The 15531-nt window shown below is 33.1% G+C and carries 16 protein-coding genes; 9 read left to right on the top strand and 7 right to left on the bottom strand.

All coding sequences use genetic code 11. The features are described from left to right. Positions 1-37: 37 nt before the first annotated feature. The 4 genes from AC2A1C_RS03740 to AC2A1C_RS03725 all read right to left on the bottom strand — a co-directional run bounded on the left by AC2A1C_RS03740 (position 38) and on the right by AC2A1C_RS03725 (position 5032). A complete protein-coding gene (locus AC2A1C_RS03740) occupies positions 38-1372 on the bottom strand; it encodes a trigger factor (protein WP_484023591.1) in 1335 nt (444 codons plus the stop codon). Positions 1373-1552: 180 nt separating this feature from the next. Further along, positions 1553-2119, bottom strand: a complete 567-nt coding sequence (locus tag AC2A1C_RS03735) for a hypothetical protein (protein WP_484023589.1) — start codon at positions 2117-2119, stop codon at positions 1553-1555. Between the two features lie 84 nt (positions 2120-2203). Then, positions 2204-4588, bottom strand: coding sequence for a TonB-dependent receptor (locus AC2A1C_RS03730; RefSeq protein ID WP_484023588.1), 2385 nt, complete (start codon positions 4586-4588; stop codon positions 2204-2206). Positions 4589-4675: 87 nt separating this feature from the next. After that, a complete protein-coding gene (locus AC2A1C_RS03725; protein WP_484023586.1) occupies positions 4676-5032 on the bottom strand; it encodes a hypothetical protein in 357 nt (118 codons plus the stop codon). Positions 5033-5140: 108 nt separating this feature from the next. Between AC2A1C_RS03725 and pfkA the strand changes: the two genes are divergently transcribed. Then, positions 5141-6127, top strand: coding sequence for a 6-phosphofructokinase (gene pfkA / locus AC2A1C_RS03720; RefSeq protein WP_484023584.1), 987 nt, complete (start codon positions 5141-5143; stop codon positions 6125-6127). A 24-nt stretch (positions 6128-6151) separates the two neighbouring features. After that, the gene (gene gap / locus AC2A1C_RS03715) at positions 6152-7156 is read left to right on the top strand and encodes a type I glyceraldehyde-3-phosphate dehydrogenase (RefSeq protein WP_484023582.1); all 1005 of its coding nucleotides are present in this window, start codon (positions 6152-6154) and stop codon (positions 7154-7156) included. A gap of 74 nt (positions 7157-7230) precedes the next feature. Here the strand turns inward: gap and AC2A1C_RS03710 are convergent, their stop codons facing one another. Beyond that, entirely contained in the window at positions 7231-7632 is a 402-nt protein-coding gene (locus AC2A1C_RS03710; RefSeq protein WP_484023581.1) for a thiol-disulfide oxidoreductase DCC family protein, read from the bottom strand. 254 nt (positions 7633-7886) lie between these two features. Here AC2A1C_RS03710 and der point away from each other — a divergent pair, with 254 nt between their 5' ends. Next, positions 7887-9197 carry a ribosome biogenesis GTPase Der gene (gene der, locus AC2A1C_RS03705; RefSeq protein ID WP_484023579.1) on the top strand — a complete coding sequence of 437 codons (1311 nt, stop codon included), beginning with the start codon at positions 7887-7889 and terminating at the stop codon, positions 9195-9197. A gap of 83 nt (positions 9198-9280) precedes the next feature. Further along, positions 9281-9931 carry a uracil phosphoribosyltransferase gene (gene upp, locus AC2A1C_RS03700; protein ID WP_484023577.1) on the top strand — a complete coding sequence of 217 codons (651 nt, stop codon included), beginning with the start codon at positions 9281-9283 and terminating at the stop codon, positions 9929-9931. Between the two features lie 109 nt (positions 9932-10040). On the opposite strand, the gene AC2A1C_RS03695 is transcribed toward upp, so the two are convergent. Then, positions 10041-10694, bottom strand: a complete 654-nt coding sequence (locus tag AC2A1C_RS03695) for a ComF family protein (RefSeq protein WP_484023575.1) — start codon at positions 10692-10694, stop codon at positions 10041-10043. A 298-nt stretch (positions 10695-10992) separates the two neighbouring features. Between AC2A1C_RS03695 and queD the strand changes: the two genes are divergently transcribed. From queD to AC2A1C_RS03670, 5 genes are all read left to right on the top strand, one after another. Continuing rightward, the gene (queD, locus tag AC2A1C_RS03690) at positions 10993-11436 is read left to right on the top strand and encodes a 6-carboxytetrahydropterin synthase QueD (protein WP_484023573.1); all 444 of its coding nucleotides are present in this window, start codon (positions 10993-10995) and stop codon (positions 11434-11436) included. Between the two features lie 157 nt (positions 11437-11593). Then, positions 11594-12352, top strand: a complete 759-nt coding sequence (locus AC2A1C_RS03685; protein ID WP_484023571.1) for a UDP-2,3-diacylglucosamine diphosphatase — start codon at positions 11594-11596, stop codon at positions 12350-12352. Between the two features lie 76 nt (positions 12353-12428). After that, positions 12429-12809, top strand: a complete 381-nt coding sequence (locus tag AC2A1C_RS03680) for a GxxExxY protein (RefSeq protein WP_484023569.1) — start codon at positions 12429-12431, stop codon at positions 12807-12809. An 88-nt stretch (positions 12810-12897) separates the two neighbouring features. Continuing rightward, entirely contained in the window at positions 12898-13914 is a 1017-nt protein-coding gene (locus AC2A1C_RS03675) for a LuxE/PaaK family acyltransferase (RefSeq protein ID WP_484023648.1), read from the top strand. 230 nt (positions 13915-14144) lie between these two features. Then, on the top strand, positions 14145-14690 hold the full coding sequence (locus tag AC2A1C_RS03670) for a hypothetical protein (RefSeq protein WP_484023567.1): 546 nt from the start codon (positions 14145-14147) through the stop codon (positions 14688-14690). A 47-nt stretch (positions 14691-14737) separates the two neighbouring features. On the opposite strand, the gene aqpZ is transcribed toward AC2A1C_RS03670, so the two are convergent. Further along, positions 14738-15463, bottom strand: coding sequence for an aquaporin Z (gene aqpZ / locus AC2A1C_RS03665; RefSeq protein ID WP_484023565.1), 726 nt, complete (start codon positions 15461-15463; stop codon positions 14738-14740). Between the last annotated feature and the right edge of the window lie 68 nt (positions 15464-15531).

Raw genomic sequence — 15531 nt, 5'->3', positions numbered from 1 at the left:
TTTTCAGCGGATTTTTAGTTTATAACTTCAAGAAAAACTACTTTTTAAGCTCTTCCAAAAATTCGTCGTGAGAGATTTTAGTTTCCTTTTTTGTAGCTTTTTCCAAGATTACGTCTTTTAATTTTGCCATTGCTACTTCAGAAGAAATTTGTCTTACTTGCTCCTGATCTTTCAGCATTTCTACAGCATATTTCTGGATTTCTTCATCAGATAAATGGTGAATTCCGTACATTGCCAATTGATTTCTTACCAATTGTTCCGCTTGAGCCAAAACATCTGAATAATCCAATTTTATTTCGTTATCATTCATCAATTTTCCTTCGATGATCTGATACTTCAATTGGCTTTTCTCAGCTTCAAGAACTTGTTTTGCCTGTTCTTCGCTCTGGATATTTTGGTTGGAAAATACTAACCATTTTGTAAGGAAAGTCTCCGGAAGTTTCACTTCTTCTTTTTCAGTGATTTGTTCCAAAACTTTGTTCACGAAATGTACATCAGCATTTTGCTGGAAATATTCATCCAATTCAGATTTTACTTTTTCTTTAAGTTCTTCTTCTGATTTGATGTTTCCTTCTCCGTAAACTTTATCGAATAATTCCTGATTAAGCTCATGAAGATTCAGTCCATAGATTTCTTTTACAGAAACTTCTACTTCATTATGGTGAAGATGTTCAGCTTCAGCTTTTGAAAAGCCTAACTGTTTTGCCAATTCTTCACTTCCCTGAATATCTTCTTTAGAAACTTTTACAGATTCTCCGTTTTTAAGTTTTTTAACTAAATCGTATGCTTCTTTTTGCTCTTTAGAAACTACTACATTTTTTGGATGATGATGGTGTTCTCCTTCTGCATCTTCTTCTACGACCTGAGAAACCTGAAGCGCTACATAAGAATCTTTTCCTATTTTTTCCTGAGCTTCTTTTTCTGCAAATCTTTTTTGCATATTCTCAATAGACTGGCTGATTTCTTTATCAGAAGCCTCTACTTTATAATGTGGAGCTTCATATTTTGCAAGATCAATTGTGAAATTTGGTTCATATCCAACTTCAAAAGCCACAGAAAGTTGTTCTGCATTATGATTGAAATCATCAACAGGTTGAGGAACCGGCTGTCCTACCAATCTTAATTTATTTTCATTGACATAATTGTTCAAAGCATCAGAAACCTGTCTATTAATTTCCTCAAAAGCAATTCCTGCTTCATATTGTCTTCTTACCATGCTCAATGGCACTTTTCCTTTTCTGAAACCTGGAACTTGTGCATTTTTAGCATAATTCAAAAGTTGTTTTTCTACTTTGTCTTTGTAGTCCGACTTATCTAAAGTTACTGTAAGTAGTGCACTTACATCATCATGGTTTTGCGCTGTAACGTTCATTAATTGAAAATTTTAGGTTGCAAAAATAGAAAATTTTAAACAATTGAAAAAATTAAATACATCATAAATATTCATAAAAAATATCTTCCGTCATAAGGATAAAACTTTGTCAAAGATTTTCAACTTTGACAAAGCTGAGTCCCATATTTTTAAAACTCCGGATTTTTTTTTCAAAAAAAATTAATTACTCAGTCCGAAAACAGCTTCTGCATCAGTTTCTCCACCTGTTACTTTCCCCCAAACTGTACCATCCAATTCTTCACTGGCTGTAGCAGGCTCATGAACCAGAGTAATTTTTAAAAGTGGAGATGATGAATTTTCAACTTTAGTTACATCCCATTTTGTAATCAAGCCTACTTTTCCAAGCACTCCGGTAGATTCACTGGTATCCAATCTTGTGAGAGCGATAGTAGATTTTGGAAAGTCAAAAAGTAAGAAATGTTCGTCTTTGGCATCTTTTATTTCCTGCGTTACATCTTCATCTCCATTCATAAAAACAGTACGTACTTCATACGATTTACCATTTTCAAGTTTAATAACAGGAGAACTTCCTGCTCCGACACTGTAGTCGTAGGAAAATGTTTCGCCGGTTTCCAGATTTTTTACATTCAAAACAACATTGGTAAGTTCTTCTTGAGGAAGATCGTCTTCCGCAGAATCATCTCTTTGACAAGAAGATACAGCAATACTTAAAGTGATTAGAATAAAAAATAAAACAGATAATTTTAGGTTAAATATATTTTTCATTTTGATTTAAATTTAAATTTTGTTATTAATTAATTGATTATTAAATTCTTAAATAAAAATTAAGAATATGATTGAAATACAGTTTTAAAATTTGTATCTGAAATTTACAATGATATTGGTTCCGAGATCTTGTGCAAAAAACCTCATTCTGTTCAGATAATCCCGATAAGAAATATTGAATATATTACTTACCGTAATTCCGGCGGATAGATTTTTTGCAACATCCATTCCTGCCTGCAAATTCCATAAAGAATATCCTTTTGGCGGTGTGCTGAAGTCTACTGTTTTTTCCACTTCTACACCATTTTCATAAAACGTAACTGTCGCATTATAAATAGGATATCTTTCCTGATACAGAAAAATTCTATTTTCTACATTCAGGTAAAATCCTTTCCATGATTTGATATCCAGTTGCAAAGCATTGGAAAAATTGATCGGCATCATTAGAATCAGTGGTTCATCATGCGTTCTATCTTGTCCATAAACATAACTTCCCCTTCCTTTATAGCTTACAAAATCGTTGATTTTGAAATGAACATCTATGTCCGCCCCAAAAATTAAAGCATCAATTTGCTGATATTTCCAAACCGGAAATACTCCACGAATGGTATTTTGGACACCAACAGGAATTTGGTTGATAAAATTTTTGTTGATGGAAAAATATGGATTTAAAGAAACCTGAAGTCCACCCAAAACATCCATCTTTGCATCAGAAATTAAATTAAATTGATGACTTGTCTCATTTTTCAGGCTCAAATCTCCGATCTCAATAACGGCTGCAGAATGGTGCAATCCATCAGAAAATAATTCTGCAATATTGGGAGTTCTTGAGGCTTTCGAATAATTGAATTTCAAATTAAAATTTTCGGAAGGATGATATTCCAATCCTGCATTAAATGAGAAATTCTGAAAATCCAGCTTCGGCCTTGTTAAAACTCTGTTTGCATTGGTTCTTCTGTAAAATTGAGGATACAAATCTGCATAACGGTTTTCCCAATCACTTTTGTCGTACCATTTGGTGACATCATAATAATGATAATCAAATCTTGCTCCGGTTTCGGCAGTTAATGACGGCGTCAGCTTGTATTTGAAAATGGAATAAGCTCCCACAGAATATTTATCGTAATTCGGGATCAGCCTTCTTGCTTTGGTTTCCGGATCGGAATAATTATTTTGAAAACCGGCATCTATACCTGTCTCCAAAGAAAATTTACCTCTTTCCAGCAAATCATTGATATTGAACTGATGAGTCATCAAAGTCAGATCTAATGAAGGAATCTCTCTAAGTGTACCTCTTCTAATATCATATTCCTGACGATGATTGTACTGAAAGCTATATATTGCCGATAATTTACCAATACTTTCAAAACGCCTGAATCCCGATATTTTTGCTATATGATGTTGTATAACTTGTTTAGGATTATCTATTTCATACGAAAAATTTCCGGTGTATGCAGGAATTTGAGCATTGATGGCATCGTAAAAATCCTGTGTATTTCCAATGTGGGAACCTCTGTAAATTCCTATATTCTGATCCGTAAGATAATAATCGAACGAAAACCCATTTTTGAAGGAGTTTTTCTGCACTGTAAAATTAAAAGAAGAAAAATCGATTCCCGTATTCATTAGGTTATAATCAGGAGTATGTTGGTCGCCAAGTTTTTTAATACTTCCTCCTGATTTTACCGCCCATCCGTTTTTCCAAGTTTTGGCAAGTTCCATATCTATTCCTAAACCTCGTCCATTGGAGATTCCTGAAAGATTAACAGAACCTTTCAATGTATCTTTTTTTGCAAAAATTTCCGGTTCCATTACAATTACTCCGCCAATTCCGTCGCTTCCGTATTTCAAGGCAGAAGCTCCTTTTATTACATCAATATGTTCAAAATTATTGATGTCTACATTCGGAGAGTGTTCTACTCCCCATTCCTGTTCAGCAAGTTTCACTCCATTGTTCAGAATGGAAATCCGGCTTCCGTATAATCCGTGGATAATAGGTTTTGCGATATTATTGCCCGTTTTTAGAGCTGCAACTCCGGAAATATTGGATAGTATATTTCCAAGATTTTCTGTGGCATTTCTTTCAATTTCAGATTTATCAAGAGTTTTCACCACCATTGATCCGTTATTTTTATGGCTTCCGTGGATGGTAACCGTTTCAATATCATGAGCATGATGCTCCAATTGTACGGTGAGTTCCATATTTTTTTCCACATCCAATTGTTCCGAAAAAGGCTCACAATCAGGATGGGAGATTACTAATATATAGCTTCCTTTTTTTACATTTTTTAGTATGAAACTTCCTTTATTATCTGAAACTGTGGAGTAACTTCCAAGTTGCACTTTAGCATTATTGAGCATTGTTTTATCATGAAAATCCTGAACAGTTCCGGAAATGGTAAAACTATTTTGTGCATGAATGAATGTAATTCCCAAAAGGAAAAACATTACTTTAAACATTGATTTCATTAAAGTTTTGAGATTACAAAGCAGAAACGATTCTAATTTTCAAAAAACAGAATTTGCTGCCTGAAATTATACATTATTTAAATTGATTTAAATAAAGTTTTGAGGTGGTCCCCGAAGAAATGAAATCTGAAACTGCGATGAGACAAAATCGAAATGATACCCGAAAGTTTTTTCGATTTCAGATTGAAAATTTTTAAAATCAAAACTGAATTCCTGAGAAACCAGAGAATTTCCGGTATAGAAAAAATGACAGGAAAGACAATTGGATTTATCTAACTTAAAATTCGATTTGGAAACTTTTTTTTCAGTTTTTTCCGAACTGAAATTTTTAAGCAAAGCAATACTTCCGTGGCTATGAAAATCCTGAGAAAATAAAACCACGAAAAGATATAACGCCGAAAGAAACGTTGAAAAAAACTTCTTAAAAGTATTTTTACGAAACATCGGAACAAAGGTAAAAATTTATATTTAAAAATTAATTATATACATCGCATAAAATCATTATTAAATTAACTGATATTTTGTAAATTTGCATTTGAAAATTTTTAATGTATGAAAGAAAGTGCGGTTAAAAGAATTGCAGTTTTCACATCAGGAGGCGATTCTCCGGGAATGAATGCGGCCTTAAGAGCTGTAGTAAGAACAGCAAATTTCTATAACATCGAATGTTACGGAGTACGAGAAGGGTACAATGGACTTATCAATGATGATTTTCTAAAAATGGGACCTCGTTCCGTAAAAAATATTATCACTCAGGGTGGAACAATTCTAAAATCTGCCCGTTCCAAAGAATTCATGACCAAAGAAGGACGACAAAAAGCATACAACAATTGTATAAAATACGGCATTGATGCTTTGGTTTGTATTGGTGGTGACGGAACTTTTACCGGAGCAAAAATTTTTAACGAAGAATTTGGAATAAAAGTAATCGGTGTACCGGGAACTATCGACAATGATATTTTCGGAACCGACAATACTATCGGATATGACACCGCTCTAAATACAGCAATGGAAGCCATTGATAAAATCCGCGATACCGCTACTTCTCATAATCGAGTATTCTTTGTAGAAGTAATGGGAAGAGATGCAGGATTTATAGCCTTAAACAGTGGACTTGCTGCAGGAGCTTTGGATATTTTGATCCCTGAAAGAAAAGACAGTCTTGATGAACTTTTTACTACTTTCAGAAAAGCTGAAAAAGCCGGAAAATCTTCCAGCATTGTAGTGGTAGCAGAAGGCGAACAATTGGGAGGAATATACGATCTTGCAAAAGCTACTAAAGCTGAATTTCCGGATTTTGATATCCGTGTTGCTATTTTGGGACATATCCAAAGAGGAGGTTCTCCAAGCTGTGCAGACAGAGTATTGGCAAGCAGATTAGGTTATGGTGCAGTAATAGGATTAATGGATGGACAAAACTGCGTAATGGCAGGACTTCGCTCCAACAAGCTCGTTTATACTCCTATTGAAGAGGCCATTAAAAAACATAACGAAATTGACAAAGATCTATTGGCAATTTCAGAAATTTTAGCAATTTAAACTAAACTTAATAAAGAAAATATTATGTCAACAATCAAAGTAGGTATCAACGGATTTGGTAGAATCGGAAGTCTAGTATTCAATGCTATGCTTGAAAGAGACAATATCGAAATCGTTGGAATCAATGACCTTATCAATGCAGAATATATGGCTTACATGATGAAGTATGATTCTGTACATGGAAAATTCAATGGTGAGGTAAAAATAGAAGGTAATAATCTTGTAGTAAATGGAAAAACAATCCGTATAACTTCTGAGAGAGATCCTAACAATTTAAAATGGAATGAAGTAGGCGCTGATTATATTGTAGAATCTACAGGTTTATTCCTTGATAAAGAATCTGCTTCTTCCCACCTAAATGCTGGTGCTAAAAAAGTTATTCTTTCCGCTCCTTCCAAAGATGATACTCCAATGTTTGTAATGGGAGTGAATCATAAAACTTTGACAGACGATGTTAAAATTTTGTCTAATGCTTCATGTACTACCAACTGTCTTGCTCCATTAGCAAAAGTAGTTCATGATAATTTTGGAATTGTAGAAGGTTTGATGACGACGGTTCATGCTACTACAGCTACACAAAGAACAGTTGATGGTCCTTCCATGAAAGACTGGAGAGGTGGACGTTCTGCTTTATTGAACATCATTCCTTCCTCTACTGGTGCTGCAAAAGCGGTAGGAAAAGTAATTCCTTCATTGAACGGAAAATTGACAGGTATGTCTTTCAGAGTACCTACTGCTGATGTTTCTGTAGTAGATCTTACGGTAAGATTAGAAAAAGGAACTTCTTACGATGAAATTTGTGCTGCTATTAAAGCTGCTTCAGAAGGTGAATTAAAAGGAATTCTTGGATATACTGAAGATCTTGTAGTTTCTCAGGATTTTGTAGGAGATAAGAGAACTTCTATCTTTGATAAAGATGCTGGTATTATGCTTTCTCCAAATTTTGTGAAATTAGTTTCTTGGTATGATAATGAAACCGGTTATTCTAATAAATTAACTGACATGTTAATTCACGCCGCTTCTTTATAATCAGATAGATATCTTTCAAAAATAAAAAACCTTCCAACTAATTTGGGAGGTTTTTGCTTTAATACAACTCATTCTTATTGTATAAATTTCTTTCGTTCTTCAGGAGTTGGCAAAAGGCAATTTTGAGGTGCCAAACTCAATCTTCTTGCTGCAATCTGATCGTAAATTTTATCGGAAATAAATCGTGGGAAAATATTGAAATTGCTCAACAAACAATACTTTCCACCTAAAAGTTTGGCAATCTTAGTAATTGCTTTAGATTTGATAAAATAAAACTCTTTTGGCTTCCATAGATAAATAGTATTGAACTGATCTGTTTTCAGGCCTCTCTCTTTCAGAAAATTTTGCCCAAATTCTGATTGCAATGCAGCAAAACGGAACAAATCTTTTTTGTCATTCTTCAAAATCCATTGTACCCAGTGGTTGCAAAATCCGCAATCGCCGTCATAAAAAACATAATATTTAGAATTGTCCATTATTGTTTTTATCGTTTTTCTTTCCCGGAAGAAGTTGATCTGAAATTCCGGTTTCTTACTTTATTTTTTTAATAACCCATTTTTATACAAATCAATTTGCTTACTGTACAAGGTCAATATTTCAATTATAAAAATACTACTTTTTTTACTAAATTTCAAAAACCTATCTTTGCAAAAAAATTGGGCTCCAAAAGTTGGAGATACTCATTAATAAATTTATCCTGAGCAAGACGAAGGATTATTAAACATTTTTTATGTCAAATATTGTTGCAATTGTTGGTCGCCCCAACGTAGGAAAATCCACACTATTTAATCGTTTATTGGAAAGAAGGGAAGCTATTGTAGATTCCACAGCCGGAGTTACTCGTGACCGTCATTACGGAAAATCGGAATGGAACGGAGTAGAATTTACCGTAATTGATACCGGTGGTTATGATGTAGGAACGGATGATATTTTTGAAGAAGAAATCCGTAAGCAGGTTCAGCTTGCAGTAGATGAAGCCACTTCCGTTATTTTTATGCTGAATGTAGAAGAAGGACTTACCGATACCGATCATGAAATTTTCCATATTTTAAGAAGAGCCAATAAAAAGGTGTACATTGTTGTAAACAAAGTAGATTCTGCAAAAGAAGAATTGGCAGCAACAGAATTTTATCAATTGGGAATTGAAAAATATTACACTCTTTCTTCCGCAACAGGTTCCGGAACTGGAGATTTATTGGATGATGTTGTAAAAGATTTCCCGACTACAGAATATAAAGATCCTTTTGAAGGACTTCCAAAAATTACAATTGCAGGTCGCCCAAATGTAGGAAAATCCACTTTGACGAATGCACTTTTAGACAACGAGAGAAATATTGTAACCGATATTGCAGGAACTACAAGAGATTCTATTCAAAGTCTTTACAATAAATTCGGACACGAATTTGTTTTGGTAGACACTGCCGGAATGCGTAAAAAAAATAAAGTTTCTGAAGATTTGGAATTTTATTCCGTAATGCGCTCTGTTCGTGCAATTGAGAATTCTGATGTGGTGATTATTATGGTAGATGCAACTTTAGGTTGGGAATCTCAGGATATGAATATTTTCAGTATTGCACAAAGAAACCGAAAAGGAATTGTAATTCTGGTGAACAAATGGGATTTGGTGGAAGATAAGAAAACCAACACAATGCGCGATTTTGAAGCCGCCATTAAAAATAAAATCGGACAGTTTTCTGATGTTCCCATTCTTTTCGTTTCAGCATTGACGAAACAAAGAATCCTGAAAGCAGTAGACACGGCAATGGAAGTCTACGAAAACAGAAAGAAAAAAATAAAAACTTCAAAACTAAATGAAGTTATGCTTCCAATTTTTGAAGGAACACCACCTCCTGCTATCAAAGGAAAATATATTAAAATTAAATATTGCGTTCAGTTACCGACTCCGTCTCCGCAATTTGTATTTTTCTGTAACCTTCCACAATATGTGAAAGAGCCATATAAAAGATTTACAGAGAATCAGTTGAGAAAAGAGTTCGGTTTTACCGGAGTTCCGATTGAAGTGTATTTTAGACAAAAGTAAATCTTGCCTTTTAGAATTTTCTTTCTGAAGGATTTTTTATAAAATTAAATTTTTTACGAACTTTACAAAATACTCAAATAAAAATGGTAACAGTTTTATCCCAAAATTTTTCCCTTGTTAATTCATGGATCAATGATTTACGAAATATAGACGAACAAAACGACCGTATGAAATTCCGTAGAAATATGGAGCGTATCGGCGAAATTGCAGCTTTCGAAATCAGTAAAGGATTGGAACAAAAAGAATTGGAAATTACCACTCCGTTAGATAAAATTACGGTTAAGGAAATTGCAGTTCAGCCGGTAATTACTACTATTTTGAGAGCCGGAGTTCCTTTATTTCAGGGAATTTTGAATTATTTTGATAAAGCGGATTGTGGTTTTGTTGCAGCATACAGAAAACATGATGCAAATGATTATTTTTCCATAAAACAAGATTATCTTACTTGCCCGAATATTGATGGAAGACCTTTGATTGTTGCAGATCCAATGTTGGCAACTGGTGCAAGTTTAATAGAGGCATTGAAAGATTTATTGAATCACGGAACGCCTTCACAACTTCATATTGTTTCAGCGATTGCTTCTAAGCAAGGTGTTGAAACTTTGGCAAAAGCATATCCTGAAGCAAAAATCTGGATCGGAGCATTAGATGAAAAACTTACACCAAAAGGTTACATTACACCAGGTTTGGGAGATGCGGGAGATTTAAGCTATGGAGAAAAACTTCAACGATAATTTTTTAAGAAAGATTTCAAAAATCTTTTGTCAAATACATGATTAATTTTGGCCGATTTCTTTCGAATGGATGTTTTGCATTTGGAAGTACGGCCAAAAATATTCAAAATTATTCATCTGTTGCCATTACCAGCACACTTACTTTGTTGGTTTCATTTTTAAGAATTTCCCAAGCTGCATCAGAAATGGTATTTCCGGTTGTAAAAACATCATCAATAAGCAAGATATGTTTCCCTGAAATTTCTCTATTAAGGGAGAATTTTTTCTCGGATTTCAATCGTTGTTGTTTACTTTTTAAAGCCTGCGCTTTCGAATGAACATTTCTTTTGAGAACTTCATGATCAAAAGGAATTTCAAAATTTTTAGAAAGAGTCTCAGCAAATGAATGGAGCTGATTATATCCTCTTTTTTTCAGCTTTCTTTTATGCAACGGAATCGTAACCAACAAATCGGGCTTTTCTTTTTTTAATTCTATCATTTCTGATGTCCAACTTGCCAGTATTTTTCCAATTTTTTCACGATTTCCATATTTTAGTTTATGAATAATCTGCCGGCTCAATGTCTCTTTTCCAAAGAACATTAAAGAGTAAGCATTTTCTACAGGAAAAAGAAGTTTGCATTTTTCTTTCAAAATATGTTCTCCGGAAAAATCAGAATGAGAAAATTGTATTTGTGTGAAGCAGATTTCGCATACCAAATCATTTCCGGCGATTATAGTATTACATTTCAAACATCTGTTCGGGAAAAACAAATCCAGCAGCATCAAAAGAAATTTTTATAAATATAGAAATTTTCAGTACAAGGAAAAAATTTAAAAATGTATATTTTCAACCACAAAAGCCGCAAAAAAATTGATTTAAATAGTAAAAGTAAATCAAAACAAAAAATATATGAAATATTTTTACAGCATATTTTTTTGGACTTTTGAGAAACTGAAAAACTGAAAAAAATTCTTTTGTGTCTTTTATGGTTCATTTTTTTCATGTCAGAGAGAAATTTTATGAAACAACATGAAATTCTACTTTCAAAATTAATCACATTAAAAATTCTATCTTTGCACAATGATTCGTATTACCAAAATTTTCACTTTCGAAACAGCTCATGTTCTGTACAATTACGACGGAAAATGTAAAAATATGCATGGACATTCCTACAAACTTTTTGTTACCGTGAAAGGAAAACCAATCAATGATCTGGAAAATCCAAAAAACGGAATGGTAGTCGATTTTGGAGACATCAAAAAAATTGTAAAAGAGGAAATTGTGGATGTTTGGGATCATGCAGTGTTGATTAATGCAATTTCGCCACATAAAGAATTGGGAGAAGATTTGGAACAGAAAGGTCATAAAGTGATCTATTGCAGTTTTCAGCCAACGTGCGAAAATATGTTGTATGCAATTGCAGCAAAAATTAAATCAAGACTTTCTGATGATATTTCTTTGGCATATCTTAAACTTCACGAAACCGAAAATTCTTACGGAGAATGGTTTGCAGAAGATAATTGATTAACCACAAGAGTAACAAGAAATTCTTTTGAAAATAAATTGTTAAAAAAAATAACAAAAACGCATTCACTTTTTAAATAGTATCATTTGTTGCTTTTGCCTACTTTTGTATCATTAAAAAATTAAAATCTTTTGCGATTTTTGTGGTTTAAAAACAATGAAAATACAACTTCAACCCAACAAAAAAATATATTTTGCTTCTGATCAACATTTTGGCGCTCCAAATCCTTCTGAAAGCAAGAAACGCGAAGAACGCTTCATTCGTTGGCTGGATTCTATAAAATCGGATGCACAGGTTTTGTTCTTGATGGGTGATCTTTTTGATTTCTGGCACGAGTGGAAACATGTTGTTCCAAAAGGTTTTATCCGTGTTTTGGGAAAAATTGCCGAGCTGAAAGATTCCGGAATAGATATTTACTTTTTCGTAGGAAACCACGATTTGTGGATGAAAAATTATTTTGAGGAAGAGTTAGGAATTCCCGTTTATTTTGAGAAAAAATATTATGAAATTTCCGGTAAACAATTTCTTCTTGCTCATGGAGATGGTCTTGGTCCTGGAGATAAAGGCTATAAACGGATGAAAAAATTATTTACCAATCCTGTTGCGCAGTGGTTTTTCAAATGGCTACATCCTGATATTGCAATGAAAGTGGCGATATATTTTTCTCAAAAAAACAAAATGATTTCCGGTGAGGAAGACAAAGAATTTTTGGGTGAAGATAAAGAGTTTCTGATCTTATATTCAAAGCAAAAACTGAAAACAGAAAATGTTGATTATTTTGTGTACGGACATCGTCATCTTCCCATGATTTTGGAATTGGAAGGAAAAGCTAAATACATCAATCTCGGAGATTGGATCTCCTATTTTACATATGGTGTCTTTGATGGAGAAAATTTTGAATTGAAAAATTTTTGAAAATTTATTTAAACACAAAGACACAAAGAAATTCTCAAAGACATAAAAAATAATAATAGCTTTATGACACAAGAATATGAATGAAAATGAGTTGTCAAGAATTATATATGAATGTGGATTAAAAATTCATAAAACCTTAGGATCCGGACTTTTAGAAAGTGCATATGAGGAATGCTTATTTTATGAACTTACAAAAGAAGGGCTTTCCATTGAAAGACAAAAACCTATGCCTCTGATTTATGAAGAGGTAAAACTAAATGTAGGTTACAGAATTGATATTTTAGTAGAAAACAAAGTAATAATTGAAGTTAAAGCATGTGATGAATTGGCAAATATTCATCTTGCTCAAGTTCTTACATACTTAAAATTAAGTGGCTGTAAATTAGGAATGCTCATAAATTTTAATGCCTTTCTTTTTAAAGATGGTGTTAAAAGGGTTATAAATGGAAAACTTTAATGGTGTCCTAAAATAAAAAAGCGAAAATTCATTGTGAAATCTTTGTGTCTTCGTGTTTTTTATTTAAACTAAGTATTAATTTGTAATGATAGATTCAATTTTCAACATACAAACCGAAGAAGAATTCCAAGCTATTTGTCTGGAAACATTCCGCTATCAATATGAAAATGTGGAAGTTTACCAAAAATTTGTAGATTATTTGGGAATTACAAAAGATGAGGTTCGGGAAATTGAACAAATTCCGTTTCTTCCTATCGAAATGTTTAAAAATCATTTGGTTTTGGATAAAAATACAAAAGCAGAAAACTTTTTTCAAAGTTCCGGAACTACACAAATGAATCTTTCCAAACACTGGATTGCCGATTTTAATTTGTACGAAGAAAGTATCTATCGAAGTTTTGAGAATTTCATAGGGAAACCCGAAGATTTTATTTTTTTAGGTTTGCTTCCGAGTTATCTGGAAAAACAGAATTCATCTTTAATTTATATGGTGGATTTTCTGATGAAAAAATCTGGAAAATTGGAAAATGGATATTTTTTGTATAATCATTCGGAATTATTCGATTTACTGAAAACCATAAAAAATAAAAAAGTAATTCTTTTTGGAGTTTCTTTTGCGCTTTTGGATTTTCTGGATTATTGCAATTCTAAATCTGTCATGCTGAGCGAAACAGAAGCATCAAATCTCACCATCATTGAAACTGGTGGAATGAAAGGGCGAAAAGAAGAAATGACGAAAGACGAACTCTTACAAATTCTTCAAAAAGGTTTCGGAACAGAACGGATTCATTCCGAATATTCTATGACGGAATTGCTTTCTCAAGCCTATTCTTTAGGTAAAAATATTTATGAAAGTCCAAATTGGATGCGAATCTTAATCAGAAATGCGGAAGATCCGTTTTCGTATGTTGAAACAGGAAAAACTGGAGCAATTAATATTATAGATTTGGCAAACAGACATTCCTGCAGTTTTATCGCAACTCAGGATTTAGGAAAAATTGTTTCAATGAATGAAGAGTTTCAACCAATTCAGAAAAACAAATTTCAGGTTTTGGGAAGGATAGATCATTCGGATATTCGTGGTTGCAGTTTGTTGGTTTCTTGATTTTAAAACGTAAATTCGATAGCATTTTATTGAAAATGAGCTGTTTGAATACATTGTTTTTGAAAAAATAGATAAAGAGTTATTTTTGAAATAAAAATCTTTGATTTTTTGCCTTGCGAACTTTGCTAAGCAAAGCACCTTAAAATATGACAGTCTGAAAAGTAATACTTTGCGTTAAATTATATTTGTTATTTTCCGCCGAGTTCACGTTAATTTTATTAAAAAAAATCATGCTAAAAATAGAAGAACTGGTTCATGCATTTATCAATACGAATTGCGATTTTGAAAAAGAAATTGTACTTACCAATCATTTTCATGCCGATTGGGAAGCCGATATTTTGATTATTAATTCCGATGGTTTCAGCCATGAAATCGAAATTAAATTTTCCAAAAGTGATTTCAAAAATGATTTTAAAAAATCTTATGTTAATGCAACTACAGGAGAAAAATTTCTGAAACATGATAAAATTGGTTGTGGAGATTATGTTTGTAATGCGTTCAGTTTTCTTTTGCCGATGGGAATGATCGACCATTCTTTGATTCCCGAACATTGTGGAATTATTGAATTTTATCATAATGCAGATACTTGGGAAACAGAATTTTATTTTATCCGAAAACCAAAAAAAGTTCACGAAGAAAACTATTGGAAACTAAATGATAAAGATCTTTTCATTCGGAAAATGGCTCTGAATTTACTCCAGCGCAAAATGGAAATCAAAGGAAAACATGAAGAATTTATCTTTAAAAATCCTTTTGAAATAAAGAAACTGAAATAAAAAATCCTGCCGAAAAGACAGGATTTAATTTTTATATATTTTGCAAATTATGCAGCTACTTCGCTATCATTTCTCTGAAGCAAAAATTTGTAGATCAATCCGCCCACAACTCCACCTAAAATTGGAGCTACCCAAAACAGCCAAAGCTGAGAAAGAGCATTTCCTCCTACAAAAACAGCCTGAGAAAGCGATCTTGCAGGATTTACAGAAGTATTGGTAATAGGAATGGAAATCAAATGGATCAGTGTTAAACAAAGACCAATTGCAATTCCTGCAAATTTTCCATTAGCAAATTTATCCGTAGTTCCCATTATCACGATTAAGAAAAATGCAGTCAAAAGAAATTCTGTTAAAAATGCAGCTCCCATAGAATAACTTTTCCCAAAATAAACCGCAGAATCATAAAAATTGGTAGCAAATGCGCCTGCTCCGTCTCCACCAGTTCCACCATTGATGAAATATAAAGCTCCCGCTGCTGCAACAGCTCCTACACATTGTGCAGCAATATAAGGAACAAGCTCTTTCCCGGAAAATCTTCCTCCTGCTAAAAGCCCGAAAGAAACTGCCGGATTAAAATGTCCACCGGAAATATGTCCGACTGCATAAGCCATTGTAAGAACTGTAAGTCCGAATGCTAAAGAAACTCCTAATAAAAGGATTCCCAATTGTCCATTTTCTGCTGCTGCAATTTGAGAAGCAAAAAGAGCACTTCCACAGCCACCGAATACTAACCAGAATGTACCGAAAAATTCAGCAAATAATTTTTTTGTCATGATGTATTTTTTTGAAATTTGTCAAATTTAGAATTTATTTAGATAAAAATTCTCTCTTTTTTCAGTTT

The organism is Chryseobacterium sp. HNCC26DJ241 (assembly GCF_057180505.1).
This window is presented reverse-complemented; position numbering and strand designations above follow the sequence as displayed.

Bases quoted from the DNA above. Each gene is read 5' to 3' on its own strand.
- AC2A1C_RS03740 (WP_484023591.1), bottom strand. From the start codon at position 1,372: ATGAACGTTACAGCGCAAAACCATGATGATGTAAGTGCACTACTTACA.
- AC2A1C_RS03735 (WP_484023589.1), bottom strand. From the start codon at position 2,119: ATGAAAAATATATTTAACCTAAAATTATCTGTTTTATTTTTTATTCTA.
- AC2A1C_RS03730 (WP_484023588.1), bottom strand. From the start codon at position 4,588: ATGAAATCAATGTTTAAAGTAATGTTTTTCCTTTTGGGAATTACATTC.
- AC2A1C_RS03725 (WP_484023586.1), bottom strand. From the start codon at position 5,032: ATGTTTCGTAAAAATACTTTTAAGAAGTTTTTTTCAACGTTTCTTTCG.
- pfkA (WP_484023584.1), top strand. From the start codon at position 5,141: ATGAAAGAAAGTGCGGTTAAAAGAATTGCAGTTTTCACATCAGGAGGC.
- gap (WP_484023582.1), top strand. From the start codon at position 6,152: ATGTCAACAATCAAAGTAGGTATCAACGGATTTGGTAGAATCGGAAGT.
- AC2A1C_RS03710 (WP_484023581.1), bottom strand. From the start codon at position 7,632: ATGGACAATTCTAAATATTATGTTTTTTATGACGGCGATTGCGGATTT.
- der (WP_484023579.1), top strand. From the start codon at position 7,887: ATGTCAAATATTGTTGCAATTGTTGGTCGCCCCAACGTAGGAAAATCC.
- upp (WP_484023577.1), top strand. From the start codon at position 9,281: ATGGTAACAGTTTTATCCCAAAATTTTTCCCTTGTTAATTCATGGATC.
- AC2A1C_RS03695 (WP_484023575.1), bottom strand. From the start codon at position 10,694: ATGCTGCTGGATTTGTTTTTCCCGAACAGATGTTTGAAATGTAATACT.
- queD (WP_484023573.1), top strand. From the start codon at position 10,993: ATGATTCGTATTACCAAAATTTTCACTTTCGAAACAGCTCATGTTCTG.
- AC2A1C_RS03685 (WP_484023571.1), top strand. From the start codon at position 11,594: ATGAAAATACAACTTCAACCCAACAAAAAAATATATTTTGCTTCTGAT.
- AC2A1C_RS03680 (WP_484023569.1), top strand. From the start codon at position 12,429: ATGAATGAAAATGAGTTGTCAAGAATTATATATGAATGTGGATTAAAA.
- AC2A1C_RS03670 (WP_484023567.1), top strand. From the start codon at position 14,145: ATGCTAAAAATAGAAGAACTGGTTCATGCATTTATCAATACGAATTGC.
- aqpZ (WP_484023565.1), bottom strand. From the start codon at position 15,463: ATGACAAAAAAATTATTTGCTGAATTTTTCGGTACATTCTGGTTAGTA.